This is a genomic window from Holdemanella sp. MSK.7.32 (assembly GCF_024460475.1).
In the GTDB taxonomy this organism is placed as follows: Bacteria; Bacillota_I; Bacilli_A; order Erysipelotrichales; family Erysipelotrichaceae; genus Holdemanella.
In genome coordinates, this window is record NZ_JANFYN010000005.1 from 58,026 (window position 1) to 83,047 (window position 25,022).

26 protein-coding genes are annotated in these 25,022 nt (G+C 35.9%); 3 read left to right on the forward strand and 23 right to left on the reverse strand.

What is annotated here, in order from left to right; translation table 11 throughout:
- Positions 1–51: 51 nt before the first annotated feature.
- The 7 genes from tnpB to NE544_RS02205 all read right to left on the reverse strand — a co-directional run bounded on the left by tnpB (position 52) and on the right by NE544_RS02205 (position 7,763).
- Entirely contained in the window at positions 52–408 is a 357-nt protein-coding gene (tnpB, locus tag NE544_RS02175) for an IS66 family insertion sequence element accessory protein TnpB (protein ID WP_256268170.1), read from the reverse strand.
- Positions 401–781: an IS66 family insertion sequence element accessory protein TnpB gene (locus tag NE544_RS02180; RefSeq protein WP_256268172.1), complete on the reverse strand. Its 381-nt coding sequence runs from the start codon at positions 779–781 to the stop codon at positions 401–403. The genes tnpB and NE544_RS02180 overlap by 8 nt, the downstream gene beginning before the upstream one ends.
- 383 nt (positions 782–1,164) lie before the next feature.
- Positions 1,165–1,641, reverse strand: coding sequence for an MGMT family protein (locus tag NE544_RS02185; RefSeq protein ID WP_117568846.1), 477 nt, complete (start codon positions 1,639–1,641; stop codon positions 1,165–1,167).
- 283 nt (positions 1,642–1,924) lie between these two features.
- Entirely contained in the window at positions 1,925–2,332 is a 408-nt protein-coding gene (locus NE544_RS02190; RefSeq protein WP_256268173.1) for a helix-turn-helix transcriptional regulator, read from the reverse strand.
- A gap of 323 nt (positions 2,333–2,655) precedes the next feature.
- Positions 2,656–5,289: a pyruvate, phosphate dikinase gene (ppdK, locus tag NE544_RS02195; RefSeq protein WP_256268174.1), complete on the reverse strand. Its 2,634-nt coding sequence runs from the start codon at positions 5,287–5,289 to the stop codon at positions 2,656–2,658.
- Positions 5,290–5,411: 122 nt separating this feature from the next.
- Positions 5,412–7,211, reverse strand: coding sequence for an AAA family ATPase (locus tag NE544_RS02200; protein ID WP_256268175.1), 1,800 nt, complete (start codon positions 7,209–7,211; stop codon positions 5,412–5,414).
- Between the two features lie 111 nt (positions 7,212–7,322).
- On the reverse strand, positions 7,323–7,763 hold the full coding sequence (locus NE544_RS02205; protein WP_117923595.1) for a Spx/MgsR family RNA polymerase-binding regulatory protein: 441 nt from the start codon (positions 7,761–7,763) through the stop codon (positions 7,323–7,325).
- Between the two features lie 104 nt (positions 7,764–7,867).
- Here NE544_RS02205 and NE544_RS02210 point away from each other — a divergent pair, with 104 nt between their 5' ends.
- On the forward strand, positions 7,868–8,425 hold the full coding sequence (locus NE544_RS02210) for an HD domain-containing protein (protein ID WP_256268176.1): 558 nt from the start codon (positions 7,868–7,870) through the stop codon (positions 8,423–8,425).
- 4 nt (positions 8,426–8,429) lie between these two features.
- Here NE544_RS02210 and NE544_RS02215 read toward each other — a convergent pair whose 3' ends face one another.
- The 4 genes from NE544_RS02215 to mraY are packed head-to-tail and all read right to left on the reverse strand — an operon-like array spanning position 8,430 to position 12,467.
- A complete protein-coding gene (locus NE544_RS02215; protein WP_256268177.1) occupies positions 8,430–9,329 on the reverse strand; it encodes a PHP domain-containing protein in 900 nt (299 codons plus the stop codon).
- A 13-nt stretch (positions 9,330–9,342) separates the two neighbouring features.
- Entirely contained in the window at positions 9,343–10,167 is an 825-nt protein-coding gene (locus NE544_RS02220; RefSeq protein ID WP_118114242.1) for an undecaprenyl-diphosphate phosphatase, read from the reverse strand.
- Positions 10,164–11,486 carry a UDP-N-acetylmuramoyl-L-alanine--D-glutamate ligase gene (gene murD, locus NE544_RS02225; RefSeq protein WP_118114241.1) on the reverse strand — a complete coding sequence of 441 codons (1,323 nt, stop codon included), beginning with the start codon at positions 11,484–11,486 and terminating at the stop codon, positions 10,164–10,166. The genes NE544_RS02220 and murD overlap by 4 nt, the downstream gene beginning before the upstream one ends.
- A complete protein-coding gene (gene mraY, locus NE544_RS02230) occupies positions 11,487–12,467 on the reverse strand; it encodes a phospho-N-acetylmuramoyl-pentapeptide-transferase (RefSeq protein ID WP_256268178.1) in 981 nt (326 codons plus the stop codon).
- 148 nt (positions 12,468–12,615) lie between these two features.
- On the opposite strand from mraY, the gene rpmB reads away from it, so the two are divergent.
- Together rpmB and NE544_RS02240 are read left to right on the forward strand one after the other, a co-directional pair.
- A complete protein-coding gene (gene rpmB / locus NE544_RS02235) occupies positions 12,616–12,807 on the forward strand; it encodes a 50S ribosomal protein L28 (protein ID WP_003865181.1) in 192 nt (63 codons plus the stop codon).
- 104 nt (positions 12,808–12,911) lie between these two features.
- Complete coding sequence (locus tag NE544_RS02240; RefSeq protein WP_256268179.1) at positions 12,912–13,097, forward strand: hypothetical protein; 186 nt, start codon at positions 12,912–12,914, stop codon at positions 13,095–13,097.
- A 19-nt stretch (positions 13,098–13,116) separates the two neighbouring features.
- On the opposite strand, the gene NE544_RS02245 is transcribed toward NE544_RS02240, so the two are convergent.
- From NE544_RS02245 to NE544_RS02300, 12 genes are all read right to left on the reverse strand, one after another.
- Entirely contained in the window at positions 13,117–14,196 is a 1,080-nt protein-coding gene (locus NE544_RS02245; protein ID WP_256268180.1) for a GGDEF domain-containing protein, read from the reverse strand.
- Positions 14,196–15,461, reverse strand: coding sequence for a hypothetical protein (locus NE544_RS02250; protein ID WP_256268181.1), 1,266 nt, complete (start codon positions 15,459–15,461; stop codon positions 14,196–14,198). The genes NE544_RS02245 and NE544_RS02250 overlap by 1 nt, the downstream gene beginning before the upstream one ends.
- A gap of 3 nt (positions 15,462–15,464) precedes the next feature.
- Positions 15,465–16,058, reverse strand: coding sequence for a thiamine diphosphokinase (locus NE544_RS02255; RefSeq protein WP_118114238.1), 594 nt, complete (start codon positions 16,056–16,058; stop codon positions 15,465–15,467).
- Positions 16,059–16,718: a ribulose-phosphate 3-epimerase gene (gene rpe, locus NE544_RS02260; protein ID WP_118114237.1), complete on the reverse strand. Its 660-nt coding sequence runs from the start codon at positions 16,716–16,718 to the stop codon at positions 16,059–16,061.
- Entirely contained in the window at positions 16,715–17,578 is an 864-nt protein-coding gene (gene rsgA, locus NE544_RS02265; protein WP_118114236.1) for a ribosome small subunit-dependent GTPase A, read from the reverse strand. Before rsgA ends, rpe begins: the two co-directional genes overlap by 4 nt.
- Positions 17,571–19,238 (reverse strand): Stk1 family PASTA domain-containing Ser/Thr kinase, encoded by a 1,668-nt coding sequence (gene pknB / locus NE544_RS02270; RefSeq protein ID WP_256268182.1) that lies wholly within the window; start codon positions 19,236–19,238, stop codon positions 17,571–17,573. Before pknB ends, rsgA begins: the two co-directional genes overlap by 8 nt.
- Before the next feature lie 5 nt (positions 19,239–19,243).
- Positions 19,244–19,981, reverse strand: coding sequence for a Stp1/IreP family PP2C-type Ser/Thr phosphatase (locus NE544_RS02275; protein ID WP_118114234.1), 738 nt, complete (start codon positions 19,979–19,981; stop codon positions 19,244–19,246).
- 4 nt (positions 19,982–19,985) lie between these two features.
- Positions 19,986–21,029 carry a 23S rRNA (adenine(2503)-C(2))-methyltransferase RlmN gene (gene rlmN, locus NE544_RS02280; protein ID WP_256268183.1) on the reverse strand — a complete coding sequence of 348 codons (1,044 nt, stop codon included), beginning with the start codon at positions 21,027–21,029 and terminating at the stop codon, positions 19,986–19,988.
- 31 nt (positions 21,030–21,060) lie between these two features.
- The gene (gene rsmB, locus NE544_RS02285; protein WP_256268184.1) at positions 21,061–22,254 is read right to left on the reverse strand and encodes a 16S rRNA (cytosine(967)-C(5))-methyltransferase RsmB; all 1,194 of its coding nucleotides are present in this window, start codon (positions 22,252–22,254) and stop codon (positions 21,061–21,063) included.
- Position 22,255: 1 nt separating this feature from the next.
- Positions 22,256–24,349, reverse strand: coding sequence for a primosomal protein N' (priA, locus tag NE544_RS02290; RefSeq protein WP_256268185.1), 2,094 nt, complete (start codon positions 24,347–24,349; stop codon positions 22,256–22,258).
- Between the two features lie 136 nt (positions 24,350–24,485).
- Positions 24,486–24,746, reverse strand: coding sequence for a type II toxin-antitoxin system Phd/YefM family antitoxin (locus tag NE544_RS02295; protein WP_256268186.1), 261 nt, complete (start codon positions 24,744–24,746; stop codon positions 24,486–24,488).
- Positions 24,747–24,788: 42 nt separating this feature from the next.
- Positions 24,789–25,022: EAL domain-containing protein (locus tag NE544_RS02300; protein WP_256268187.1), on the reverse strand; the 234-nt coding region annotated here is incomplete at its 5' end.

A 25,022-nucleotide genomic window follows, 5' to 3' on the forward strand; every position in this document is an offset into this window, starting at 1 on the left:
GAATGGATCTGACTGGATAACAGGCATAAAAATCTATGTTTTGCACAAAGATCAGGTGGGCTTTTGCGGTGTTACTTCTCTGACTTTGGGGTTCAGGGGATTCACCCCAATCATAGGATAACGGAACTGTTCCTCTGTAAGGTCTTCGGCCTCTTCGCTAGTCCTCGGCCAGGACAGGGATCCTGCCTCCAGTCGCTTGTAGAGTTGAAGAAAACCGTCTCCCATCCATAGAAGTCCCTTGATGCGGTCGGACCGTCTGCCACAGAATAGGAATAAAGTTCCCTTTTCAAAAGGATTCTGATGGTATCTGTCTCCGATGATCATGGACAGCCCATCGATCCCTTTGCGCAGATCCACATGTCCGCAGGCAATCACGACTCTGCGGATACCGGCAGCATCTTCAAGCATGAAGCACCTCCTGCAACAGCCTGCAAAGCATGGACTCTGAAATATCGTTTGATAATTCCGGCGTCAGGCGGCCTGATCTGATCACTGCAACCGGTGTCATTGCTGCCGGGACGGTTGGCACCGGTGTTGTGTCCAGAGCAGTTTTTACCGGGATTTCTACAAAAGAGAGGGCAGACGGGTTGGTGATTTCCTGGAGTCTCTCCTGTTCACAGACTTCCCGGCGGATCTTTCGGAGCCAGTAATAGTAGGATCTTTCAGAAATATCATTTTCAGCAAGCCACTGCTTCGCCGTAGTGCCTGCCGGTCTGTCCTGGCACTGTCGAATGATGTTTATCCAGTTCGACCTGCGGACAGTGTGAGTTAATTGATCCATGCGCTTTAGCCTCCTCTAAAAAACTAATAGTTTTTTCGTGTCATTTAGAGTGTGGCACAAAAAGATCAATTAGCCAAGGCACAAGATTTGACGTTTACTTTCTTTCCATAAAAAAGAACAAGTAAATCTCTCTACTCAGTCTGTTTATCGTAACAATATTTAGTTCTTTTCCAGAAGGGAATTGCAACGAAGTTGCTTAATCTTGTGAAGCTTTGCTACAAGCAATACCCAGTACTTAGTGGCGAAACGCCACTAACTGGGCAATGGTTGCACCCTTGACCGGCTAAGGCGCTTCGCCCTTAACCCGAGCGGAGTCTTTCTCCTGCACCTTGCGTAAGGCTCTGCCTTTACAATCCGACAACCTGAAAGTTTCACATTATCTATTACAATGTAAATAATGCTTTTTCGTAGTCCTTAACATAATACTTAATATTGGTTCTACCTTTTTGTATTACAGTATGTCCCTCATTCTCAAGCATCTCCTTTTGTGCCTCAACTCCTCCGGGATACTTTGCATTTAATTCCCCATTTGCTTTTAATGTTCTCCAATAAGGTGTTTTATCTTCTGCACGCTGATAACTCGCCCATGCAACTATTGAAACAAAAATTCCAGCTGTGATTGGCTCTGTAAAATCAGCACCGCTTTGTTTAGCAAAGTAATCTCTTATTGTACCTACAGTAAGCAATTTACCACAAGGCACAAGTCGCATTACTTTGTCATAGTCAATAGGTGGGGCAAAGTACATTTTATCTCCACCATATTTTTCAATGCTCTTTTCATCTGTTATTATTTGAACTTTAGGCATATCCTTGCTATCCATAAGCATAGCATTAAAATCTTTTTTATCTTCATTTGCCATAAGTATCACCTCCAAGCCAATCATATCTCAATAAATATACTCATGCAATGAGACGGTTTTAAAATTTCTCTCAAAAATTCATATTCATCTCTCTGTTAAACACACCGGCTTACTGGGATTTATCAGTTAATAAGTTTACTCGCCAGTTTGTATACTTGATTTATTTCTTTGCTTTCTAACTTCCAGTTATTGAGTTCATCTTTAATCAGCTCCGGAAATTTTTTACTAATATCTCTTAAAGCATTACCTACTGATTTCCTAACATATTCACTCGGATCTTCTTTTAGGCTACAATCCGCCTAATTGCTTCATTCGGATTATCTTTGAAATATGGTCTACTTGTCCATATTCTTAATCCTTCCGTAACTGCTCTCCTCGTATTTGGATTATCATTTTCTAACCATTCATCAATGATCGGAAGTGCTTTGAGTAACTTAAGGAAAGAACTATACTTAGCAGTTAATCTCTGCTCGTCTCCTGCTTCTGTAAATTCAACAAAAAGCAATTCTCTCACATCTACATTATAAATACGAGAAAACTGAGCAAGCTCATCTGCAGATATACTTCTCTTACCTGCTTCCATCTCACTAATCGCTCTCTTTGCAACATTCATAAGATTAGCAGCCTCATCGTGGGATAATCCTTTCTTCACACGTGCTTCTTTAAGCTTTTTATCCGTAAATTCAGACATTTTTAACCTCCTTCAAAGTTCCGATTTTCGGAACAAACATCAAAATGGTCCATTTTTCGTATTACGATTTTCGGAACAAATGCTCCGAAACTTTGTCGAATGTAGTCAGTAAAAAATGTATGAAGTACTCCGAAAGCTTAATTGAATTTTATTTTTGTGTAAAAAAAATATAGGGTGTCTAAAGTAGACACCCTATATTAGAAATAGCTTAATTACAAGCTTTTCGGGAAATCTGAACCCGTTTTTCTTATGATAAATCTTTGAAGATTGTCTCATAAAATCCTTCGAGATTTCAAAAGTTCCCAAAAAACAACTGGTCTCGCTTACTGACGTGACTCGGCGATAGCTGCCTGTGCAGCAGCAAGTCTAGCGATTGGTACACGATATGGTGAACAAGAAACATAGTTCAATCCAACTCTATGACAGAATTCAATACTTGCTGGATCACCACCATGTTCTCCACAAATACCTAATTTAATATTTGGACGAGTACTTCTTCCAAGCTCTGTAGCCATCTTAACAAGTTTTCCAACACCTCTTTGATCTAAGTGTGCAAATGGATCTTGTTCGAAAATCTTCTTGTCATAGTAATCTTGTAAGAATCCTCCCGCATCATCTCTTGAGAAGCCAAATGTCATCTGCGTCAAGTCATTTGTACCAAATGAGAAGAATTCAGCTTCTTTTGCGATCTCATCCGCCAATAAGGCAGCACGAGGAATTTCAATCATTGTACCAACATGATATTTCATATCCAATTCGGATTCTTGAATCAATTTGTCAGCTACATCACATACAACCTTTTTAACATAACGAAGCTCTGCAACATCACCAACTAATGGGATCATGATTTCAGGTTCAATATTCCAGTCTGGGTGTCTTTCATTAACAGCTAAAGCAGCCTGAATCACTGCCGTTGTCTGCATTTCAGCAATTTCTGGATAAGAAATAGCCAAACGACATCCACGATGACCCATCATAGGGTTGAATTCGTGTAAGCTAGAAATAACAGATTTCAATTCATCCAAACCAATGTGCATATCTTTAGCTAATTGTGTAATATCATAAGAGTTTGTTGGCAAGAATTCATGTAAAGGTGGATCCAAGTAACGAATTGTCACTGGTAATCCTTGCATAGCTTCATAGATTCCTTCAAAGTCACTTCTTTGCATAGGCAAGATTTTTTCTAATGCAACACGTCTTTGAGCTGCCGTTTTAGAAACAATCATTTCACGAACCGCTTTAATACGATCTCCTTCAAAGAACATATGTTCCGTACGAACTAAACCAATACCTTGCGCACCAAATTCATGTGCTTGTTTTGCGTCATGTGGTGTATCTGCATTTGTACGAACTTTTAATGTACGTCTTTCATCTGCCCAGTTCATAAAACGTTCAAAGTCACCTGAAATACTTGCAGGAACGGTTTTAATCGCACTACCATAAATATTTCCTGTTGACCCATCTAAACTGATCCAATCTCCACGGTGATATTTCACACCATCAATTTCAAAATATCCTTCATCATCATGCATTTTGATATCGCCACATCCACTGACGCAGCATGCACCCATACCACGAGCAACAACAGCAGCATGACTTGTCATACCACCACGTACAGTTAAGATACCTTGAGATACGTGCATACCTTCAATATCTTCTGGACTTGTTTCTAAACGAACTAAGATGACTTTGTGGTTACGACTTGCCTCTTGAATCGCTTCTTCTGCACTAAATACGATTTGTCCACAAGCAGCACCTGGACTTGCTGGAAGTGCTGAAGCAATTGGTTCAGCTTTCTTTAATTCATCCGCATCAAACATTGGGTGTAGTAATGAATCTAATTGTTTAGGTTCTACCATCATTAAAGCTTCATCAATAGTAATCATGCCTTCATCAACCATATCACATGCAATCTTTAATGCAGCCTGAGCTGTACGTTTACCATTACGTGTCTGCAACATGAATAATTTACCTTTTTCAATTGTAAATTCCATATCCTGCATATTACGATAGTGAGTTTCCAATTTCTTAGTAATAGCTACAAAATCATCATATGCTCCAGGAGCTACTTCTTTTAATTGATCAATCTTTTGAGGTGTACGAATACCCGCAACAACATCTTCACCTTGGGCATTCATTAAGAATTCACCATACAATTTATTCTCACCCGTACTTGGATTACGCGTAAAGGCAACACCTGTACCACAATCATTACCCATATTACCAAATACCATCATCTGTACGTTAACGGCAGTTCCCCAGCTTGAAGGGATATCATTCATCTTACGATAGTAGATAGCACGAGGGTTGTTCCAAGAACGGAATACAGCTTCAATAGCTCCCATCAATTGTTCTTTTGGATCTTCAGGGAATTCAGATTTTAATTCATTTTTGTAGAACGCTTTAAATAATTCTACTAATTTCTTCATATCTTCAGCATTTAAATCTAAGTCATCACTAATGCCTCTTTCAGCCTTTACTTCATCGATGATCTCTTCAAAACGCTTTTTACTCAACCCCATAACAACGTCTGAATACATTTGAATAAAACGACGATATGAATCATATGCGAAGCGCTCATTATTTGTTAATTTTGCGACTGTTTCTGCAACTGTTTTATTCATACCTAAATTTAAAATAGTATCCATCATACCAGGCATACTTGCACGAGCTCCTGAACGAACAGATACTAATAAAGGATTGGCTTCATCCCCTAATTTCTTTCCAGACTTCTTTTCCAATAAATCTAGATATTCCATGATTTGAGCTTTAATACCATCATTAATTGTTTCATTATCTTCATAATATTGGTTACAAGCTTCTGTAGTGATTGTGAATCCATAAGGCACAGGCATTCCCAGTTTAGACATTCCAGCTAAGTTGGCACCCTTACCACCTAACAATTCACGCATCGTTTCATCGCCTTCATTAAATTCATAGACATATTTTTTATCCATAATATTTTACCTCCTATTTGTAACCGTTTACATGTGTAAATAATTATAGCATACAAATTTACATAGTGATAGTTTTTTTTAAAATTTCACAAACAAAAACCTATCAGTTTTCACCAATAGGTTTATCCACGCTTAACAACCGCACTTTTTTGTCTAAACGCTATACCAATTTTTACAATATCTTCAACACCAAAATCGTTTAATTCTGTATCATATTTCATATCTTCAATCTGTTTAAGTGCACTATTAGCCAGTGAATCTAAATCAACATTTATATCTTTTGTATGTTTAAACTCAAAGATAAATCCAGGTATTCCCTTCACCATCGGCAATAATTCAATATCAAACCGACCTAGTCCCGATTCTCTATTTGATCTTACCTTAAATTGACTTCCTAGTACAGCACATAATCCAAGCATCATTCCATGATAGAATGCTTCACTAGCCCCATCCATCGTTGATATACTTTTTAACATAAAATCCTCCAACAAAGACTGCAGTTTACTAGTATCTTTAGAAAAGATAGCCTGATGAATTGAAATTGAAACATTATTTTGATTTGTACGATTCAATACTTCTTTTTCATATACATATAAAATTTCTTTATTAGGAATAGCCACATCGCACATATAATTTCCATCATTTTGCGGATATATTTCGGCCACCTTTAGATACCCAGCTACCAACAAGAAACTATATATACTATTAGGATTATTTTGAACCTCAGGATATATTACACTTGTATCTACATACGTTGTGACTGTATTTCCACAAAACAATTTATACAAATTTTCATTAATTTCAGGTGTTGCAGTTCCAATGATTTCACCAATAATATCATTACTACCTGTTGATTGCCAAAAAGCTTTTGGAAAACATTGATCCGAAATATAATTGATTACAGACCAAGGATTAAATATTTCCGAATTTCCAAAACGATATCCATCATACCATTCGCAAATTTCTTGATATTTATCTTCATAATCATAATATGCAAGCATGTCTCTGACTTCTTCATTTGTGAAACCAAAATAAGAACTATAATTATTATCTAATATGGAGTTCGTTTTTAAATTGTTCATTCCACTAAGAATACTTTCTTTTGCGACTCTTAGAATACCTGTTAAAAATCCAAAAGCCAAATGTGGATTGTCTTTTAGACCACCCGAAAAAAAATTGCGCATAAAATCAACAATTTCATTATAAAAATCACAAAGATGACCTTGTTGAATAGGCGTATCATATTCATCAATAATAATGACACACTCTTTATCATAATGTTTGTGAAGTAATAAAGATAAAAGTTGAAGCCCCATTTGACAATCAACCTCATTTATATTTTCACTCGCAAAACGATGATACTGCTCTTTTTCGTATGAGCTTAGTACAGAACTACTCTCCAATTCATTATGACGCATAAACTCTAGAGAAATCAATTTACTAATTTTTTGAAAAGTCTCTTGCCAACTCGAACATTTAACATCTTTAAAAGACAAGAATATCACAGGATATTGACCTTGATGTTTTGTATAGTAATCCCCAAACTGCCATATATACTTATCCTTAAAATAAATAGATGTATCTTCCGGTGTTTTTTCAAAAAACACACGCAACATATCCATATTTAATGTTTTCCCAAAACGCCTAGGACGCGTGAAAAGAGACACCATCGGTATCGCATTCAAAAAATCACGAATCAATAAAGTCTTATCTACATAGTAATAATTCGTTGTTGCCGACTTAAAATCAGAAACACCTATTGGTAAAGGCTTTTTCGGACTTAAAATTGCATTATCAGGAATCAGCCAATTGCGCCCATCCTTTATTGCACCAACTATTTCTTTTTGTTTACACATCTGTTGAATTCTACGAGTCGATACCCCTATCTTTTTAGCAGCAGATTCGCAAGATATATAGTTCATATAACTCCTCCTAAACATGCTTCTACTCTAAGTATATCCGTTTAAGCGAAATGCATCAACTACATTTCGTTTGTGTTTCGTTTATAAGCGAAAAAAAAGAACTAGAATACTCTAGTTCATACTTGCACGCTCTCTACACTTACCACAAACAGAATAGTTTGGACAAGCATCTGTACACGCATTGTCTACGACTGTTCTTAATTGTGCTGGCATCATTGTTGTGATCTCGTCATCATCATATCCAACCACAAGACTCTTTTCTGATAAAAGAATCGGTCTTTTTAGAATCGATGGATTTTCCTGAATCAAAGTAACCAATTCCTTCATCGAATAATCATCGATATCTTTTTGAAGTGCCTGGAATGCCTTCGAACGAACCGAAATGATATCTTCTGTTCCATTTTCACATCGAGACAATAAATATTTAATTTCACTTTCCTTCAATAATGAAGTAAATATATTCTTTTCAACAAATTCAATTTGGTTGTCTTTTAACCACTGTTTTGCCTTACGACAACTCGCACAACCTGGAGAAGTATATAAAATTACCATAATAATAGCCTCCTTCAACTAATTATATCATAATACTTGGTTTAAAATAAATAGTTGTATCTTATATTTAAATATGCTATATTCTTCCCTAGTGAGGTCAAGAAATGGAAAAAGCTATTTTATCAAGAATCAATTTACAACTACAAGATACTCATATTGCACAAGAATATTTTGATACAATATCAGACTTAATTGATACACAAGAAGTACAAGCCCTAAAAAAATGCAGCCAACACATGGCTACATCTCGCTTTCAACATTCTTTAAACGTTTCTTACTACTCCTTTTTAATTTGCAGAAAATTCGGTCTTGATGCCTATAGTGCAGCACGCGCCGGTCTATTACATGATCTATATTACTATGATTGGAAAACAGATGAGGATCGTCCTCTTGAAGGAAATCATGCGATGATTCACCCAATCATTGCCCTTGAGAACGCTAAAAACATCACATCAACAAATCCAACCATTGACGATGCCATTTTACATCACATGTGGCCATTAAAAACAAGCCACCCAAGTACAAGTGTTGGATGGATCATTCAAGCTGTAGATAAATTCTGTGCCATCACAGAAATGGGACATCAATCTCTATTTCGAGTAAGCCGCTCTAACAATCTATTAAGCTATTGTACTCTATTTACATTCCTATTAACAATGTAGGCAGCTAGGATTCTCTAGCTGCCTTTAGTTTTTCCTTAAATTGTTCTAGCCATAAAGAACCATCTTTATCCAATCCATACTCACCCATTTGAATACTTGGCTTTTTCTCCCCATGGAAATCACTTCCACAAGTAATCAATAAATGATGTTTCTTCGCTAGTTTTTCATAATATACATTTTGTTCAGGCATATGATAATTACTATAAGCTTCAATACCATCCACTCCAGCATCCAATAACACCTTCAACATCTCATCATTTTTATAAAATGTATTAAAAGGATGCGCTACAATCGCAAGTCCACCAGCCTCATGAATCTTTTGAACCGATTCGACAAAATCAGGCATTGGTACATATACAAATAAATCCGAACCATATTGACATTTATCCCAAAAGAAATTAACGGGTGCCGGATCACTTCTTTTACCGCCTGGAATATAATCCTTAAAATCTGGAATATCTTGATAACGAGGATCATTGAACATATGCGTACACATCACAAACCAAGGATTTTTGCCATTCGCCTCTTTCAACACAGCCTCCTCATCAATTTCAACACCATACTTCGCTCTTAATTTATCGCAACGAGTTGAAAATGCATTTCTAGATTTCACTTGCGTTCTTTCCAATAAATTTTGAAAATAGGTATCCTCTAAATCGATACCATATCCAAGTAAATGTACGTCTGTATAACCAATACTTGTTGAACACTCAATGGCAGGAATCACTTCAATATCCGCTTCTTTACCAAGTTTGATCATTTCCTTAACACCACTGATACAATCATGATCACTTAACGCAATGGTTTTTAATCCTCTTTCTTTTGCGATTCCAATCAATCCTTCAGGCGTAAACTGCCCATCTCCCGAATAACAGGAATGCATATGCAAATCAAATTCATTCATTACTATAACCTCTTTAAATCACATAGAAAAATATAATCACAAAGATACCTAAAATAATGCGGTACCAACCAAAAATCGTAAAATCATGGCTCTTTACATAGTTCAACAAAGCTTTAATTGCAAATAAGCTCACCACAAAAGCCACAAACGTTCCTAGTAGTAATAAGAACAATTGTCCAAAACTAAATAAACCTACCTTTATAAAATATTTAATGACCTTTAAAAGACTCGCTCCAAACATGACAGGGATTGCCAAGAAAAACGAAAATTCACTTGCGACCGTTCTAGAACAGCCACAATATAAGCCGCCCAAAATTGTAGCTCCACTTCTTGAAGTTCCTGGAATCAAGGCTAGACATTGAAAGCAGCCGATCTTTAAAGCCGATACATAATCAACTTGTTCAATCGTTTCAATCTTTTCTTGTCTAGGATTCTTCTCAACCAAGATAAAAATAATCCCATACGCAATCAGTGCCACCGCAATCACAAAGTTTGCCGATAAATATCCCTCAATAATATCATCCAACAATAAGCCAATAATGGCAGCTGGAATGACACCCACAATCACCTTAGACCAAAGTTGTAAAGTCTGTTTTCTCTTTTTAGGCGATTTACGCGTATCAAAAGGATTCAATTTCTGATAGTACAACACTAATACCGCTAAAATACTTCCAAACTGAATAACCACCTTGAATACTTCAAAGAAGGTAGCCGGTTCAAGCGGCCAAATGCTCGCAAATAAAATTAAATGTCCTGTCGACGAAATCGGCAGCCATTCCGTTATCCCCTGTATAATACCTAATAAGATTGTCTTAACAATACTGCTTAGAAATGTCATTCTTCATTCCTTTTAGCTGCATACTCATGAACCATCTGTTTAAAAATTTCGCCCCTAATCTCATAATTTTTAAACTGGTCAAAACTAGAACATGCAGGACACAATAAAACAATATCACCAGGTTTTGCCAGTAACACAGCCTTTTCAAACGCATCCTTCATTGTTTCAACACTCATTTGACTTGTAAAGATATCTTTAAACTTATCTTTTGTCTGACCAAAAGAAATACATTTCTTCACTACACCATCATATTGTTTCAAATCATCAAAAGAAATATGTTTATCTTTGCCACCACAAAGTAGAATTACATTCTTCTCAAATGCAGATAAACCTGCACAAGCCGCATGCGTATTTGTAGCCTTAGAATCATTGTAGAAACGAACATTATCAATTGTATCTACATATTCAATACGATGTTCTACCCCACTAAATTCACGAATCACTTCCTGAATATTAAATAAAGAAACACCCATCAAATAGGCCATACAACTTGCCATCATCGCATTCCCGCAATTGAATTCACCAACAATTTTTAAATCCGATAAAGTAAACAATTGCGTATCTTTATAATAAGCATACTTATCATCTTTATATAAATCGACATCTTTTCTTTTCAAAGAAAAATCAATCACATGACAAGGAATGTTTTGAGCATACTTCACAACATTTTCATCATCCACATTACGAATAAAGTAATCATCCGCATTTGTGTTCTCATAAATACGCATCTTACTTTCATAATATGCTTCTAGACTATCCATATAATCTAAATGATCCGGTGCCAAATTTGTCACGGTTGATACATGAGGTCTAAATGTTTCAATTCCCAACAATTGAAAATTACTTAATTCAAGAGCTACATTATAGTCTTCATCCGTATATTCTAATGCCAATTCGCATAAAGGCGTACCAATGTTTCCAGCAACCAAACTCTTCTTTTGTCGATTCAACATCTCATATAATAACGTCGTTACGGTTGTCTTACCATCTGTACCTGTTACGGCCGCATAATTAAAGTTCTTGGCATAACGATACGCCACTTCAATTTCTGTATAGATTTTTGCGTTTTGTTCCACAAAATAATGTACGAAAGGAACACGATAAGGAATACCAGGATTCTTCACGATAAACGCATACTTCTTTTCTTTTAATGAATCTGGATGTCCTCCATCAAACACTTCGATACCCATTGATTCTAATTCTGTCTTTTCTTTAATCGCATTCGAATCCGTTAAAACAACATGATACCCATTCTTTAATAAAAGCTTACTAACGGCAATCCCACTACGGGCAGCCCCAATGACTAATACAGTTTCCATCTACATTACCCCCAAAACAAGTCCAAGAACCGCAAAGATAACACCAACAAGCCTAAAACGTGTAACAACCTTTTCTTCAGACCATCCACACATTTCAAAGTGGTGGTGCAAAGGCGCCATCTTGAAAATTCTCTTATGTGTTTTTTTATAATACGTAACCTGTATAATAACGCTGCAAACTTCTGCAACAAAAACAAAGCCAATAATAATCAATAAAATTTCTTGCTTTAAGACCATTGCGGCAGCGGCAATCAAGCCGCCCAAAGCTAATGATCCCGTATCCCCCATAAAGATTTGAGCTGGATGCTTATTAAACTTCAAATATCCAAGTAACGCAAAGATCACGAGACAAATCAAACATGCCACATTATATAATCCTTGCATCCATGCGAATACCACAAATGGAACAAGCGCAATGACCATCTGGCCTGCACACAATCCATCTAAACCATCCGTTAAGTTCACCGCATTCGTTTCAGCTGTAAACATAAAGAATACCAAAATAAAGTAGAACCATGATAAATCAATTGTCACATTAAAAATAGGAATCCAAATATCTGTAGTTGAACTTGTACGATATAAGAAGAAAAACACAACCGCTAAAATAGACTGAAGTAAAAACTTATGAGCTGGTTTTAACCCCTCATTATTCTTTTGTACGACAATAATATAATCATCAATAAATCCAACAACACCATACCCTACAAAGGCAAGTAGAATAATCATTGTATTCATATCCAGTTTGAATGGAGTAAAGAAAGAACCTATAATATAGACAAGTGTTGGTACAATAATGAAGGCTAATCCACCCATAGTAGGCGTACCATTCTTCTTTTTATGGCTTGCCAACCCCTCTTCTCTTTCTGTTTGTCCAAACTTAATTTTATGTAAATAATCAATCAATCCAGGCATAATCAGCAACATAATCACAAGCGTAACTAAACACATGCCTAAGATTATTAAGCAATTCGAATTCAACATTCCATCGTCTCCTCTTTTTTTTAAACATTATCATTATAACATTCTCTTGAGTCTTGAACAAATTTTAATTCAGGGGTTGAAATAAGGGCTTGTTAATGGTATTATAGTTAAGCGATTGCGTAAATGAAAGAAAAAGGAGGACATTAAGATGTCAAGAGTATGTGCAGTATCTGGAAAAGGTCCTTTATCTGGAAATAAACGTTCTCACTCAATGCGTGCTTCTCGCCGTAAATGGAACGTGAATCTTCAAAAAGTTCGTGTTGTAGTTGATGGAAAGCCACAAACTATCCGTGTTTCAGCTAGAACATTAAAAACTTTGAAGAAACAAAACGCTATTTAATTTTAGATAATTAGGATCCTTAAAAAAAATTATGCATAAGATAAAAAAGAAGAGATATACTCTTCTTTTTTTCTTTATGCTACAATGAATTTGAGGATACATATATGAACAAACAAGACCATGACGAACTACTAAACCAAGGTTTAACTCAACAAGAAATTGATTCTCTTACACAGAAAGGTTTTACCAAAGAAGAAATGATACAAGCTAAAGAATACGATAAAGAAATCAAAAAAGGATCGAATTTCATTTCATGGCTTGTCGATTTGATTACTTGGTTTTTACCTTAAAACAGCAGCGATTACTCAATCACTGCTGCTTTTTATTTTTCTTCTTATTTAAATACATATTTTGATCTGCCAAATCTTTAACACTCACAATATCCCCCGTCAGCAACATGGCCGAACCATAAGATACAGAAGGCAAATAATTATATTTTTTACGCTTCTTTTCTATGAAACTTTCAAACTGTGCAGAACACGCCTCTTCATTCCGACTGTTTTTTAATAAGACACAGAATTCGTCGCCACCAACCCTGTAACAATAGCCATATTGGGCATATGCCTTCTTAATACAATCCGAAATGATACTCAAACACAAATCCCCTTTGACATGACCAAACACATCATTGACATGTTTAAAATCATCCACATCAAACACGATCAACATACCATTTGTATAATTCATTTCTTCAGATCGATTCAAAAAACTATTCTGATTTAGTAATCCGGTCAAACTATCTAACTGATTCCACATTTCGCTACAATATATAAAATATAAGACCGAAAGTAAGGTGACACAAAGCCAACTCACATGAAGATCTGGAACTAAGATTTGTATGATAGTTTCTGCAACCAAGAAGATCATCAATGGATAAATCAATGCTTTACTGCGATTTTGAAACTGTTTCGAAACAAATATCGTAGATAAAGATAAATATAATATAGATACAAAATACGCTAAGATATAAATAATGAAATAAGGTCCTCGCGAATATATATTTTCTTGACTTACTGAAAATACAAGTCCAGACGGAATCGATAGGGCCAGAATCAAAAGATATACGATTTCACATAAAATCGCCAATTTGAATTCCCACCTAAGTTTTGTCTTTTTATCCAATACATACACCAAACATATACAAACCGATGGCGTAAGTCCAAAGCCTAGATAGTTCGATACTATATTTAACCAACGGAATTTCTTTGGTAAACCATCCACTTTTAATGTAACGACTTCTAATAATGAAATCAGTGCAATCAATCCAAACGCAAATAAAAATCCACGCTTTTGTTTTTTATTTAACGATTCACTCAATCGCGTCAAAACGCACATGAAACAAAGAACGAAAATATCAATTGTCGTTAATACATAAAAATATCCATTCATCACTCGCTATCCCATTCCTTATATATACGTCTAAATACAATTGGACTGTTCTTTTTCAAATATTCTTTTTGAAGCCAATCCAAATACGTTCCTGGACTAATAATACCACGTATGCTCAATACATCCGCACCTAACATTCCCAAAACTAAATCGGTAAAAGAAGCACAATTATCACCTAAAGCCCAGTAAATATGGAATTTACCACTCTTGACCTTATATAACTTTGCTCCCGTACGATAATGCAGACGACTTGGATAATCCATCTCATATTCACTAAAACGATCATACCCATCTTCTTTTTCAATCTTTGTATACCAACGATAGCCATTTTGACGAATTTTTTCAATTTCTTTTTCAATCAACGCATTCTGTTTCGACGTTGTATAAATACCATATTCAAAAATGGAATTATTCTCTGCCGAAATCATATTCGGAATGTATTTTTCGAGTGGCACCGTAAAGAAAATGCCATCCCCAATCGTTTGATTTAAATGAAAGGAATCACTATCATAATTTCCATAACTATAGACAATATCGTCATACGCAAAACAGATGTGCCCTACCTTTTGAAAGCCCTTGGGCCCAACATGGACAATCACCTTTAAGCGAACAACCTCATCCTTCTTATACGTATTTAAATCTTCAGGCTTACCATCCTCTAAATACCGGTTGATACTTGTCAAAGCCGCATCTGGAACGAAAGCACAAAGAAAAGCCGGAAGTGTGATTCTTACTTTTCGTTTCCATTTATATTTCGTTAAAGGATTGATTCCTTCATATCCATCCCCTAAATAACGCGTACCTAAGATCATAAAGTAAATGCCAAAAGCACGCATTAAAAGATCCGTATGAAAGTCTGGATTCAACAACAAATAGAAGCCAAAGAAAATATAAACAAAGCTAAACACAAAGTTTAAGAAGTTTCCTTTAATATGATTGGTTTGATTAATCACAAGCTGAACAAAACAGGCAAAGCCACAAAGAATACAATATCCGCCAAAGTTTACTCGCAAAATCCATTGTGGAAGATACCGAAAGTTCATTAAGAAAAACATAAACGCAAAGGATAATATGGAAAAGAAAAAATCTTTATTCATTTTATTCTTCACAAAGCGAATAAATAAAACTACGCCATTGACACATAAAAATACAATAGATGTGATTAAGATTCCTGTAAAAATACGATTGGGAATCCATATCATGATGGCTCCCGCAACCATTAATATGGTTCCAATCACAAAGTTCATAGCTACATCATAGAACATAGACTACCTCCAGTTGGATTGTACACACAAAAAGCTGCCTTCATCCACACGAACGATTCCCTTTTTTTCTGTTAAAGAATTACTTGTCGTATATATTTCTTCGATATGAATCCGTCTTTTATCTAATGGATATAAAAATCCCGATAAAGAAAGCACACCTTCTTGAATCGGATAAAACGAAATATGATGATACGAATCATCAATTTCATGAACACCCACATTCATAACAGATATTTTTTGGTGCTCATCGATTAACACTACATTTTGAAAACGATACATCGCCAAGCGAATATTCGCAATCGTATGATCAATTCTTCCTTGCATGGCCCCATATAAATAGATCGTATCATAATCTTTACATAAACGAATCGCAAGCTCTGAATCCGTTTCATCCTTCATAATGGGATGCCTTTCGATTGGACACGTGATTCGTTTAAAATCCGCTTCACTTAAAGAATCAAAGTCTCCCACAGCCATTTTAATCGGAAAACCCTGATCTATAATTTTTAATGCACCAGCATCAACACCGATATAATCACAATTTTCAATTTTTGGCACAACATCAACGAGTGGTGTAATTAAAACCGCACAAGTCATTTATTCAAGCATACCTTCAATCGTCTTTGCGATATCATTTTTAAATACGTAGCTTCCCGCAACCAATGTGTCGCAACCTGCATTTAATGCCAATCTAAACGTATCCTGGTTGATACCACCATCAATTTCAATACGATATGAAAGGTTCAATGCTTCACGCTTTTCTTTTAACCACTCTACTTTTTTAAGCATGTCGGCCATAAATTTCTGGCCACCAAAACCAGGCTCAACACTCATAATTAAAACAAGATCACAAGATTTAAGTACACTTTCAAAAGGTTCAATGGCCGTATTTGGTTTTACGACAATACCACCTTTCGCACCCAAACCATGAATTTCATCCAATAACTTCTGAATACGCGTCAAATCATTATTCAATGCTTCTGTATGGAAAGTTACTAGATCCGCTCCATTTTTAATAAAGATAGGTGCGTATGTTTCTGGGTCTTCTACCATTAAATGCACATCCATGAATAATGGACAAGCCTTTTTAAAACCTCTTAAAATATCAGGTCCAAACGTTAAATTCGGTACGAAATGACCGTCCATCACATCAAAGTGTAACCATTCTGCTTTAGATTCTTTTAAAATTTCTAATTGTGCACTCACATTGGCATAATCCAAAGATAAAATTGAAGGTGCAATCACAATTGAATTCATAGTTTTTTACCTCTTTCTTCCATAATATTTTTATAATCCTCATAAACGGATGGATTGATTTGGCCATTTTCAACAGCCTCTTTGATCTTACAATCCGGCTCATTCAAGTGCCTGCAGTCTTTAAAACGACAAGTATGAATGTATGGTTTAAAATCTAGAATACACGCATCTAAATGCGAAGTATCTAATCTTGTAAAATCTAAGCTTGAAAATCCAGGCGTATCCGCCACTAAGCCATCACACACATGGTGTAACTGGCAATAGCGTGTCGTATGTTTACCACGACCTAAAGCTTTAGAGATGGCTTGTGTCTGTAATTCAAAATCAGGATTTAGACGGTTCAATAAAGAACTTTTACCCGCACCCGACTGACCACATAAAACAGAAACTTTTCCATTTAAGATTTCCTGTAATTCTTTATCATCACTACCAGGATTGGAGAAAACCACGTCATATCCCGCCTTTTTATATTTTTCAAGATCCGCCAAAATTTCTTCGGGTTGATCCAATAAATCAAGTTTGGTCACACAAATCACCGGTTTGACACCCGCTAAGCCTACTAAGAAGATCAAACGATTTAATAAGTGACAAGAATAGTCCGGATCTTTTAAACTCGTGACAATCAAAGCCTGATCTACATTGGCTATGGCCGGTCTTAAAAGACGATTTGTTCGTGGAAGAACTTTATGAATACGATATGAATCCTCAATCTTTTCGTATTCGACAAAATCCCCGACGACTGGCGCTTCATGCTGGCGCATCTTACCTCTTGGTTTGGCAATGATTTCTTCCTTTTCATTTTGAATCGTATATTGATTCGAAATAATTTTTATAATTCTTCCTTGCTGCATATTAATCATAATACAGTGTCACAACACTGTTTGTTCCTTCCTGTACATATTCAGTTCCAACATCTGGCGATACACTTATGACCTTATTGCTGCCCTGTCCATTTTCAATATGACTTAAGACAACCGCAATTCCTAAATCATTCAATTCATCTTTGGCATCCAATACGTCTTGACCAATCAAGTCTGAAGGAATCACAATCGAAGGATAGGTACTTACCACAAAAGTAATGGTTTCCTTACTGTCTGGATCAATACGTTTTCCTGGTGTTAAACCCTTTTGTTGTAAAACGATACCTGGATCCATATCTTTTGAGCCTTCATATTCCACTTCAATCTGCACATTTGGACAATTCTTTCCTAATTCATAAGCAGCCTCTGAATACGAGCCATCTGTAAAGTCTGGCACTAAATAGGTAGATCCTTTAGAAACGGTTAAAACAATTTTCGCATCATTTAAAATCACTTCACCCTCTTTATAAGAAGCTTTAATGACTTTTCCCTTTTCATACTTATCATTCGCCTTATAAACATACGTTACTCTTGAAGTGTTAAAATGCGCATCCTGCAACACATCAATGGCCTCATCCGGTGTCAAATCCACTACATTCGGCATTGTTTGATAGCCTAGAAAGCCGCTAATCTTAATTATGCCTGTAATGCTGGCAATGAGTACAAGTACAACAATGGAAATCACAACAGCAGCACTAATCATGACGGCTGGAATCCAATTTCGTTTTTTCTTCTCTTCTTTTTCAGACTCTTCATCTTCAAAATCAATATGCCCATTATCATATTTCATCAATTCTTGATTCGAACTTGCATCCACCTTGATACGCTTCATATCACGATATTCTATATCCATGCAATGCATTAAATCATAAAGCATTTCTTTACAAGATACATAACGGTCATCTAAATTTTTTGCGGTCGCCTTTAAAATAATATTTTCAACAGACTGCGGAATATCCGGATTGAAATCACGCACATAAGGCATTGGCTTACGCAAATGCTTGATCGCAATCTCTGTCGGTGTCTTTCCTGTAAAAGGAACGTGTCCTGTTAATAGTTCATAGAATACAATACCCAATGAATAGATATCCACTTGTGCATTTGGTTCTTTACCCTGTGTTGTTTCTGGCGCTAAATAATGGGCTGAACCCATAACCGTATTATTAAACGTTAGCTGTACAGAGCCATGGGCTACCGCAATCCCAAAATCTGTAATTTTAATCGTTCCATCGTCTTTTACCAACACATTTTGCGGCTTGATATCACGATGAATAATATTATGATCGTGCGCATGATCAATTGCACTTATCAATTGTTTCATAATACCAATGGCTTCATCCACATCTAAAGCTCCGCGCTGTGCAATCAAATCTTTTAAAGTTCGACCACGAATATATTCCATGACAATATAGTGCATACCTTCATATTCACCAACATCATATATATCTACAACATTTGGATGTGATAAACGACTCGCTGCACTTGCCTCACGCTGAAAGCGCACTAATGCCATCGCATCCCCACTTAATTTATCACGCAGAACTTTGATTGCCACAATACGATTTAATATCGTATCCTTTGCCTTATAGACATCCGCCATTCCACCCTGACCAATCAAAGACAAGATCTCATAGCGATTCGCTATTTGTTCCATCATCATAGTTATTATTCTCCATCATTCTCCATTAAGATAACTGTGCAGTTATCATAACCACCTGATTGATTGGCTCTGGCAATCAGTGTTTCTGTTTTTTCCTGTAAAGAAAGACTCGAATCATGTACAATATCCGAAATCACTTTCTTTTCAACATATCCATGTAATCCATCACTTGAAACCAACAAATATTTATATGTATTTTCAATCTTATTGATATCAATACGGAAAACATGCCATACGCCTAAGGCATTTGTTAATGTATTTTTTTGTGGATGAGACTTTGCTTCATCTAAAGTGATCTTACCCTCTTTTAATAATTGGGCAATGACACTATGATCTTCACTCATTTGAATCAATTCATTATTATAATCCGCATAGATTCTTGAGTCTCCCACATTAAAAATAAACGTCCCAATATGAGCTTTGATGACACCCACTGCCGTAGTCCCCATACCTCTTTCATTGGGATTCTTTAAGCTTTTTGAATAAATGAAATCATTCGCCTGATTTAAATTTTCACGAATCCAGTTGTCGACTTGACGATCTTTTTTAAATACAGGAGACTTCATAAAGGCTTCATACATCGTCATTACCGCTGTATGACTCGCCACTTCTCCTGCTTTTGCACCACCAATACCATCGCAGACAATGGCCATCCATTCATCATTGGCATTATGAGCGATGCAATAATCATCTTCATTTAATTGTCTTACAAGACCTACATCTGTATTCGCAAAAACTTTCATCCGCCTAAATTCCTTCCTTTTTAATTTCTTTGATTCTTAATTGTCCACATGCCGCATCGATATCGTTACCATGTTCTTTTCGAATCGTGCAACGAACATGATTCTTCATCAACAAATCATAAAAAACCATAGCTTCGTCGTGGCTTACCGATTTAAAGCCCTTTTCATCTACCGCATTGTATGGAATTAAGTTGACATATGCATTCATTCCATGAAGAAGCTTTGACAATTGTTTGGCATGTTCAGGACGATCATTAACGCCATTTAATAAAATATATTCAAAAGTCAAACGACGATTGTTTTCCTGACCATAATACTTAACAGCTTCTATCAACTCTTTTAATGGATATGCATGGTTGACTGGCATTAATTTATCACGCAATTCATCATTTGGCGCATGTAAACTAATGGCTAAATTGTATTGTGTATGTTCATTGGCAAAATCATAGATTCTTGGAACAATACCACAAGTTGAAATTGTAATATGTCTAGAACCAATACCTAAACCACGATCATGGTTTACTGTTGCCAAAAAATTCATGACATTATCATAGTTATCAAAAGGCTCTCCTGTACCCATGACAACAATATGTGAAAGGCGCAAGTTATCTTTATCCAATTCTTTTTGAACATACATAACCTGGGCAACCATTTCACCACTTGTTAGATCTCTTTTTTTCTTTGTCAAACCACTTGCACAAAATGCACAGCCCATGTTGCAGCCAACCTGACTGGAAACACAAACACTACGACCATAGTCAAAGACCATCATAACACTTTCAAGTAGTGCACCATCACTTGTTTTAAACAAGAATTTTGTTGTTCCATCATGTGAAACTTGTTTTTTTATTAACTCTAAAGGATTCACAATAAAATCTTTCTTTAAAATTTCTCTTGTTTCCTTTGATACATTGCTCATTTCATCAATGTCAAATACACGATTGCGATACAACCATTGAAAGATCTGATGTCCACGATACGATTTCCATCCGTGATCTAGGGCATATTCGCACATTTGATCATAATTTAAATTGTATAAACTTTCCAAAATAGCACCTCAATTTCTACCGTTCATTATATCATTTACGCACTAGTTTTGCCATATAGAAGCCATCTTGTCTTGTATCACTAAAAATGGTTTTTTCATCCACAAGACTAAACTCTTCATGTGCACGCAAAAATTTCTCAATTTGTTTTTCATTCTCTTTTTTATTCATCGTACAAGTGGAATAGACTAAGACTCCTCCCACCTTTACATATTGACATACATTATTCAGAATAGAATACTGCAACGGAATCAATGTATCCATATCTTCAGGGGCCATGTGTAATTTAATATCGGGCTTTCTGGATAATACGCCATAGCCAGAACAAGGAACATCACATAAGATACGATCATATAACACAGAACTTTTAAATGTTGTCGCATCTTGTACACCTGCATGTACAATATCAATGCCTAAGCGTTTGGCATCACTTTCAATTAAGTCTTTCCGATGTGCATGTAAATCATACGAATCAATATGACCTTGGTTATGCATCCTTTCGGCCATGGCCATAGTCTTTGTTCCTGGAGCTGCACAACAGTCTAGAATCCTTTCATTTTCCTTAGGATCCACAAATTTTGCAATCGCAAAACTCCCCTCATCTTGAGCACTCATATAACCTTTTTGATAATAGTCATGATGAAAATAATCATTCCCTGTATAAATATATAATGGATCTTGAACACACACAAATGGATCCAAATCAAAATCAGCTTCACGAGTCCTTAATGCATTTCGTCGAACATACATGGGTAATATATTTACACTTGCACTGGCCATCACCAAAGCTTTTTCTTGTCCATATTGAGAAACCCACATCTTATAAATCCAATCTGGCAATGAATACTTTAAGGCCACATTATCTGTTTCAATAGCTTTGACCTTATGCAATACAGCATTTGTTAAACCCGCATATTTCACATTGATCTTTTTGGCAATATTGACCGCATCATTGACAATCGCATAGCTTGGGACTTTATCCAAAAACAACAACTGGTATGTACTCATGGTCAATAATACATCCATTTTAGGGTTTAATTTATTCTTCACATACTTTGACCAGCATTCTTTACAATAACGATAATTCTGAATGGTTCCATAAAAAATGCGTGTAGCCAAAGCACGATCTTTTTCGTCCACTTCCTGTAAATGATTTCTTAAATATAAATTGGAATAGACTTTTTTATTCACAACTTCATCTAAGGCTTTCCATATCCATTTTCTCATTCTATTCCTCCATCATAATTGGATGCATATTCACATCCACAACCTGTTTTGTTTCATCCAAATAGTTTCGCACAACTTTGTGTAATAATTGATCATCCTTTGATTTTAGAATCAAGCGCACGCGATGCTTCTTTTGTTGCATACGAATTTCAATCGGACCTAATACGCGAACTGAAGAAAAATATTCTTTCGCAACACTCGCCTGTTTATAAGCTTCCCTCAAATCAAAATGTGTAAATACTAAGGTACATAAATACACATAGGGTGGATACATTCCTAAATGGCGATAGCGCATTTCTTGATTGAAGAACATCTTATAATCATGCATTTGAACACATCGCATCACAAAATGATCCGGATCAAATGTTTGAATCATAACCTGTCCTTTTAGCTTTCCACGACCACTTCTTCCACTCGCCTGTTCTAACATTTCATATGCCGTCTCGCTTGCCCTATAGTCATTTCGACAAAGCGTGGCATCCGCATTTAAAATTCCAACTAAAGTCACTCTTTCAAAATCCAAGCCTTTAGCCACCATTTGCGTACCGATTAATAGATCTCCAGATTCTTCAAATTCTCTTAACAACTTTTCATGCGCATTCTTTCTTCGTGTACTATCTGCATCCATACGAACGACATGATGATCCTTAAAGATTTCTAAAATCTGTTCTTCCAAACGCTCTGTTCCCATACCGGCCTTAAAATAATTTTTAGAATGACAGCTTGGACATTCTTCCATAAATGGAAATTGTCTTCCACAACAATGACATACCAAGGCATTTTGATTTTTGTGGTAGGTTAAAGCCACTCCGCAATCTGGACATATGCGTACGTGTCCACAATCACTACAGCGAACAACGGGTAAATAGCCTCTTCGATTTAAAAGCAAGATCACTTGTTCATTTTTGGAAAGACGCTCATGAATAGCTTGAAGCAATGTTTCAGATAAGCCATTTGTGATTCTTTCCTTTTTCATATCTACCAAACAAATTTCCGGCATTTCATGAATGCGATTTTTAAGTTCAATCAATTCGTAGACGTTCTTATAAGCTCTTGCGTACGATTCTAAAGAAGGTGTCGCACTTGCCAATACGACTTTACACTTATGATAGGCCGCACGAAATAAGACGATATCGCGCGTATGATAGCGTGGTGTATTATCTTGTTTGTAGCTAGAATCGTGTTCTTCATCCATTAAAATCAAGCCTAAAGAAGAAAATGGCATAAAACAAGCACTCCGCGTACCTACAACGATATCGACTTTATGATCTTTTACTAAATTATATTGTTCTAGCTTTTCTTGCGCATTCAATCCTGAATGATAAATCGCAATCTTTTGTTTAAAGCGCGCCTGCACTCTTTGTATCATCATCGGTGTTAAACCTATTTCAGGAACAAGAAATAGAACTTGTTTTCCAGTCGATAATACATCTTCTGCCAATCGCAAAAAGACTTCGGTTTTACCAGAACCAGTCACGCCATGAAGTAAAGAGACCGTTTTATTGGTGTTTTGAATGGTTTCAATCGCCGACACTTGCTCAGAAGTTAAAGAATGTGTAACATCCGCAATTTCACTGACACAAGTATTGGAATCCTTGATTCTTTTTTCAAGAGTAATATAACCTTTATCCAATAATACCTTTGTGATGGATGGACTTACTTTTCTAAGTTCACTCATCTTACATGGATAGGAAAACATTTCAAGCACTTCTTTTTGTCTTGATGTCAAAGGTAAATCCGAATCATTCAATATCGCATAATCTTCATAGATAATTTTTGAATGCTTGCTAGAAGGACGTAAAGCTGGTGGCAACATTGTTTTATAACAAGTCACTTTCGAACTCGCATAAAAATCAGCCATATAATTTGCCAATACCTTTAATTCGTTATTTAATAATGGCTTTTCATCTATGACTTCAATGACAGGTTTAATATTTTTAACATCGCTTTCTACATCTACTTCTTCGACAAATCCTACAAGTGTACGATTGTTGAATTCAACACGGACTCGACATCCTACTTCAACATGACAATCACAAGAATATGTAAAGGTATTGCGTAGGCGATTGTATTCTACATATACATTAATCAGCATGCATCTATTATAACATCATTCTCGATTTGACATTTATATTTATTTTAGGATATTTCACCAAAACCACTAAAAGCACCAAAATGGTGCTTTTATACTTTTATCCAATAATTTCACTGCCCGTGTCGTAATAATCAAGTTATAGACCATACTTCTTTCTCATTTCTTGAATGGCTAATTTCGCATCTTTTGTCTCTTTGATACCAATTTGGTATTCAGAAATCGCAATATCTTGGTACATTTGAAGTTTTTTCAAAGTTGAGTCATAGTTTTCAATACTCATGATTACCATATCTCCATATCCGTTTTTTGTCACATAAATAGGTTCATTTGTTTTGTGGCATAAATCGGATATTTCAGAAGTGTTTTTTAATTCTTTAATCGGTATTATTCGTGGCATATTATTATTTCCTTTTTATGCCTTTATTTTACCATAATTATCCTATTGTTTAGGAATTAAATATTCTAACGCTTGACTCGCTACACCATTAAACTTACGCTCAGGTAAACCCAGATAGTAGCCTTGACCATAATGTACATGTAAGTTACATATACATTCTAATTCTTCTTGTGTTTCAATGCCTTCTGCAATGAGTTTCAATCCCATTTCATCACAATACTCGGTAGTTCGACAGTTGTAAAATCGTAAATACTCCAAATGTCGCTTATGTAGCGC

Excerpts from the sequence above, each read along its gene's own strand:
- tnpB (WP_256268170.1), bottom strand. The coding sequence starts at position 408 with ATGCTTGAAGATGCTGCCGGTATCCGCAGAGTCGTGATTGCCTGCGGA.
- NE544_RS02180 (WP_256268172.1), bottom strand. The coding sequence starts at position 781 with ATGGATCAATTAACTCACACTGTCCGCAGGTCGAACTGGATAAACATC.
- NE544_RS02185 (WP_117568846.1), bottom strand. The coding sequence starts at position 1,641 with ATGGCAAATGAAGATAAAAAAGATTTTAATGCTATGCTTATGGATAGC.
- NE544_RS02190 (WP_256268173.1), bottom strand. The coding sequence starts at position 2,332 with ATGTCTGAATTTACGGATAAAAAGCTTAAAGAAGCACGTGTGAAGAAA.
- ppdK (WP_256268174.1), bottom strand. The coding sequence starts at position 5,289 with ATGGATAAAAAATATGTCTATGAATTTAATGAAGGCGATGAAACGATG.
- NE544_RS02200 (WP_256268175.1), bottom strand. The coding sequence starts at position 7,211 with ATGAACTATATATCTTGCGAATCTGCTGCTAAAAAGATAGGGGTATCG.
- NE544_RS02205 (WP_117923595.1), bottom strand. The coding sequence starts at position 7,763 with ATGGTAATTTTATATACTTCTCCAGGTTGTGCGAGTTGTCGTAAGGCA.
- NE544_RS02210 (WP_256268176.1), top strand. The coding sequence starts at position 7,868 with ATGGAAAAAGCTATTTTATCAAGAATCAATTTACAACTACAAGATACT.
- NE544_RS02215 (WP_256268177.1), bottom strand. The coding sequence starts at position 9,329 with ATGAATGAATTTGATTTGCATATGCATTCCTGTTATTCGGGAGATGGG.
- NE544_RS02220 (WP_118114242.1), bottom strand. The coding sequence starts at position 10,167 with ATGACATTTCTAAGCAGTATTGTTAAGACAATCTTATTAGGTATTATA.
- murD (WP_118114241.1), bottom strand. The coding sequence starts at position 11,486 with ATGGAAACTGTATTAGTCATTGGGGCTGCCCGTAGTGGGATTGCCGTT.
- mraY (WP_256268178.1), bottom strand. The coding sequence starts at position 12,467 with ATGTTGAATTCGAATTGCTTAATAATCTTAGGCATGTGTTTAGTTACG.
- rpmB (WP_003865181.1), top strand. The coding sequence starts at position 12,616 with ATGTCAAGAGTATGTGCAGTATCTGGAAAAGGTCCTTTATCTGGAAAT.
- NE544_RS02240 (WP_256268179.1), top strand. The coding sequence starts at position 12,912 with ATGAACAAACAAGACCATGACGAACTACTAAACCAAGGTTTAACTCAA.
- NE544_RS02245 (WP_256268180.1), bottom strand. The coding sequence starts at position 14,196 with ATGAATGGATATTTTTATGTATTAACGACAATTGATATTTTCGTTCTT.
- NE544_RS02250 (WP_256268181.1), bottom strand. The coding sequence starts at position 15,461 with ATGTTCTATGATGTAGCTATGAACTTTGTGATTGGAACCATATTAATG.
- NE544_RS02255 (WP_118114238.1), bottom strand. The coding sequence starts at position 16,058 with ATGACTTGTGCGGTTTTAATTACACCACTCGTTGATGTTGTGCCAAAA.
- rpe (WP_118114237.1), bottom strand. The coding sequence starts at position 16,718 with ATGAATTCAATTGTGATTGCACCTTCAATTTTATCTTTGGATTATGCC.
- rsgA (WP_118114236.1), bottom strand. The coding sequence starts at position 17,578 with ATGATTAATATGCAGCAAGGAAGAATTATAAAAATTATTTCGAATCAA.
- pknB (WP_256268182.1), bottom strand. The coding sequence starts at position 19,238 with ATGATGATGGAACAAATAGCGAATCGCTATGAGATCTTGTCTTTGATT.
- NE544_RS02275 (WP_118114234.1), bottom strand. The coding sequence starts at position 19,981 with ATGAAAGTTTTTGCGAATACAGATGTAGGTCTTGTAAGACAATTAAAT.
- rsmB (WP_256268184.1), bottom strand. The coding sequence starts at position 22,254 with ATGAGAAAATGGATATGGAAAGCCTTAGATGAAGTTGTGAATAAAAAA.
- priA (WP_256268185.1), bottom strand. The coding sequence starts at position 24,349 with ATGCTGATTAATGTATATGTAGAATACAATCGCCTACGCAATACCTTT.
- NE544_RS02295 (WP_256268186.1), bottom strand. The coding sequence starts at position 24,746 with ATGCCACGAATAATACCGATTAAAGAATTAAAAAACACTTCTGAAATA.